Annotated in this window: 5 protein-coding genes; 2 read left to right on the forward strand and 3 right to left on the reverse strand. The window is 44.2% G+C overall.

What is annotated here, in order from left to right; all coding sequences use genetic code 11:
• Together RMO52_RS01920 and RMO52_RS01925 are read left to right on the forward strand one after the other, a co-directional pair.
• Positions 1–622, forward strand: a 622-nt coding sequence (locus tag RMO52_RS01920) for a GNAT family N-acetyltransferase (protein ID WP_310410414.1), incomplete at its 5' end; no start/stop codon positions are given.
• Between the two features lie 86 nt (positions 623–708).
• Positions 709–1,152 carry a GNAT family N-acetyltransferase gene (locus tag RMO52_RS01925; protein WP_310410416.1) on the forward strand — a complete coding sequence of 148 codons (444 nt, stop codon included), beginning with the start codon at positions 709–711 and terminating at the stop codon, positions 1,150–1,152.
• Between the two features lie 58 nt (positions 1,153–1,210).
• Here the strand turns inward: RMO52_RS01925 and RMO52_RS01930 are convergent, their stop codons facing one another.
• From RMO52_RS01930 to RMO52_RS01940, 3 genes are read right to left on the reverse strand one after another with little or no spacing between them, the layout of a single operon-like run.
• Positions 1,211–2,395 carry an NAD(P)H-quinone oxidoreductase subunit H gene (locus tag RMO52_RS01930; protein ID WP_309741279.1) on the reverse strand — a complete coding sequence of 395 codons (1,185 nt, stop codon included), beginning with the start codon at positions 2,393–2,395 and terminating at the stop codon, positions 1,211–1,213.
• Positions 2,396–2,441: 46 nt separating this feature from the next.
• The gene (locus RMO52_RS01935) at positions 2,442–2,612 is read right to left on the reverse strand and encodes a hypothetical protein (protein ID WP_309741276.1); all 171 of its coding nucleotides are present in this window, start codon (positions 2,610–2,612) and stop codon (positions 2,442–2,444) included.
• A gap of 27 nt (positions 2,613–2,639) precedes the next feature.
• Entirely contained in the window at positions 2,640–2,720 is an 81-nt protein-coding gene (locus tag RMO52_RS01940) for a hypothetical protein (protein WP_310410418.1), read from the reverse strand.
• Positions 2,721–2,729: the final 9 nt, after the last annotated feature.

A 2,729-nucleotide genomic window follows, 5' to 3' on the forward strand; every position in this document is an offset into this window, starting at 1 on the left:
CAAAAATATCTTTATGATGTGCTCGGCATTGAATCGCGATGCTCTTGCCGAATTGCCTGCTGGTTATTCTATCAGAAGTTGCAGACCTGATGAGCTAGGTATATGGAAAATGATGCCCTTTAATGATGCCGATCTGGCAAAAGAATATGAGGGGTTTATGTCCGATTATTTTGCCATGACGTATGGCGAAAAAGAAGAACTGTTTTTCACCAAGACTTTGTTTGTCTGCGATTGGCAAAACAAACCGATCGCTACTTGCTTAATTTGGAAAGCATACGACGAATTCAATACGATTCAATGGTTAAAAGTCTTAAAAGAGTACGAAGGACAAGGTATTGGCAGAGCTTTGCTGTCGATCGTGATGCAGAAATTAGAAATGTGTGATTATCCTGTTTACCTTCATACACAGCCATCTAGCTTTCGGGCAATTAAGCTTTACTCAGATTTTGGGTTCTCGTTACTTTCAGGTGATAACTTCGGTATCAGAAAAAATGATTTGGATGAATGTATGCCGATTTTAGATAAATTTATGTCAAAAGAATATTTTCAGAAGCTGAGAATTGTTGCTGCTCCTAAAGAGTTTGTGGATACAGTGAACAAGTATGACACAAATCAATTCTAAAACTGAAGATCGAATTGGGAGTTGACCTTAACTATAATTTTGTGATTCGTTCTTTGATGGTTGAAGATGAGTCGATCGTATGAAATATGTTACAATATGCAGCTCATGAATCTTCAATTGAATCAGTTCAACAGCAGCCTTATTTAGCTCTTTATGCCTTAAATTGGGGCAGAATGGGCGATCTTGGTTATGTTGCTTCGATCGACGATAAAAGTCACACTGGGGCGGCTTGGCTGCGATTGTGGCTGGGGGAAGAGAAAGGGTTTGGTTATGTCAACGATGAGATTCCAGAGTTGGCAATTGCTGTTTTGCCAGATTATCGCGGACAAGGCATTGGAACTAAATTATTGAGGCACATTTTAGGCACAGCCAAGATAAATTATCCAGCGGTAAGTCTGAGTGTTCAAGCGAATAATCCAGTTGTGCGGCTGTATGAGCGGACAGGATTTATGAAGGTTCCAGGGAGCGAAGTTGTGAATCGAGCGGGTGAAGTGTCGTTCAATATAGTGTATGAGTTTGTACGATCCTAGTACCTGCCATCCAGATAACAATCCGAATACACATCAATCGATCGAAATTAGCTGTAATTTAGCGATCGACCGAACCCATAATGATATCGATACTACCGAGAATCACCACAATATCGGCGACTTTGACTCCTTTGAGTAAATGGGGGAGAATTTGGAGATTATTAAAATCGGCAGAGCGAATTTTCCACCGCCAGGGGAAGATATTATCGTCACCGATGATGAATATCCCCATCTCTCCTTTACCAGTCTCCACGCGCACGTAATGTTCGCCTGCGGGAATTTTAAATGTCGGGGCGATCTTTTTACTAATGTATTGGTAGTCGAAACCATCCCATTCAGATTTAGCTCCCGCATCTAGACGGTTAGCCTCCAGACTTTCGTAAGCACCGCCAGGAATCTGAGCGATCGCTTGGCGGAGAATTTTCACCGACTCCCGCATTTCGCCCATTCTGACTCGATACCGCGCCAGACAATCGCCCGCTGTCTCATACTGGACATCCCAATCAAACTCATCGTATCGCTCGTAGCGATCGACTTTTCGCAAATCCCATTTCACACCAGAAGCACGTAACATCGGCCCCGACAGTCCCCAATTAATCGCCATATCCCGACTAATGGTTCCCACCCCTTCCACCCGACGGCAAAAGATCGGATTATCCGTAATTAAACGCTCGTATTCATCAACTTTCGGCGCGAAATAATTGCAGAAATCCGCACATTTATCCAGCCACCCGTAGGGTAAATCTACCGCCACCCCACCGACTCGAAAATAGTTATTATTCACCATCCGGTAGCCCGTCGCCGCTTCCCACAGATCGTAAATCATCTCCCGTTCGCGAAACACATAAAACAATGGCGTACCCGCGCCCAAATCCAACATAAATGGCCCCAACCACAACAGATGATTGGCAATCCGGTTGAGTTCGAGCATAATCATCCGAATATAACTAGCCCGTTTGGGAATGGCAATATTTGCCAACTTTTCTACGGCATTAACAGTTACGGCTTCATTAAACATCCCAGCGGCATAATCCCAACGGCTGACGTAGGGGACATACATTAAAGTAGTGCGATTTTCGGCAATCTTTTCCATCCCCCGATGCAGGTACCCAATGACGGGTTCGCAATCGACGACATCTTCCCCATCCAGCGTCACGATAATCCGAAAACAACCGTGCATGGAGGGATGATGTGGCCCCATATTGAGTACCATCGGCTCTGTCTTGGTTTCGAGCTGTGCCACGATCGCGACCTCCTGTTGCTACAAATACGATCTGTATCTCTAGCTATCAGTATTTAGCAAATGCTCGGTCGATGTCTTGTAGATTCATCCGATTTTTGGATATTCTATCGATCGAATTGTGGCTGTCGATCGTCGCTAGCGGGGTTGGGCAGGTTTGTTTGAGGTTATCGGTGCGAACGGAAATATACAGCATAAACCTGCCCCTACAGATTGTCATGTAATTAAAAATATTCGATCGATAATATCAACAAATTTGGCTGACAAAAGCTTTGGGCGTAATGCCTTCCAACCGTTTGAAATGGCGATGAAAATGACTCTGATCCACAAATCCAAC

The organism is Chamaesiphon sp. OTE_8_metabat_110 (assembly GCF_031382685.1).
Classification (GTDB): domain Bacteria; phylum Cyanobacteriota; class Cyanobacteriia; order Cyanobacteriales; family Chamaesiphonaceae; genus Chamaesiphon.